Source organism: Shewanella sp. SR44-4 (genome assembly GCF_014163715.1).
Classification (GTDB): domain Bacteria; phylum Pseudomonadota; class Gammaproteobacteria; order Enterobacterales; family Shewanellaceae; genus Shewanella.
On sequence record NZ_JACJDU010000135.1, the window covers coordinates 1 to 695 of the forward strand.

At 55.7% G+C, this 695-nt stretch carries 1 protein-coding gene; it reads right to left on the reverse strand.

What is annotated here, in order from left to right:
* A partial coding sequence (locus H5125_RS21745; protein WP_220487398.1) for a hypothetical protein occupies nt 1-695 on the reverse strand: 695 nt, incomplete at both ends.

The following is a 695-nucleotide window of genomic DNA, read 5'->3' on the forward strand; positions in this document are numbered from 1 at the left end:
TCAAAGCCGTTGTCGAGCATGTCTTGAGTGACAGGGCCGTTAAATAGGGTGTTGCCGTTGCCGTCAGTGACAATCAAGGTGTCGCCAACTTCAGTGCCAGTCGCGAGAGTCACGGTCGCGGTCACAGTACCGTCGCTGCCGATCTCATCGCTGTTGAAGATACCATCGCTGCCCATGCCGCTGAACTCAACGGTGGGTGCAGGTGCCATGGTGGCATCAACAGGTTGTGTATCAGTGGCGGTTGCTGATGGGTTACCGGCGATATCAATCACTTGCGCGGTGACATCAACATCGGTCGCGCCTGCAGTCACAGGGACTTCAACGTCAAAGCCGTTGTCGAGCATGTCTTGAGTGACAGGGCCATTAAATAGGGTGTTGCCATTGCCGTCAGTGACAATCAAGGTGTCGCCAACTTCAGTGCCAGTCGCTAGCGTCACGGTCGCGGTCACAGTGCCATCAGTACCGATCTCATCGCTGTTGAACACGCCGTCAGTGCCCATGCCGCTGAACTCAACGGTGGGTGCAGGTGCCATGGTGGCATCAACAGGTTGTGTATCAGTGGCGGTTGCTGATGGGTTACCGGCGATATCAATCACTTGCGCGGTCACATCAACATCGGTCGCGCCTGCAGTCACAGGGACTTCAACGTCAAAGCCGTTGTCGAGCATGTCTTGAGTGACAGGGCCGTTAAATAG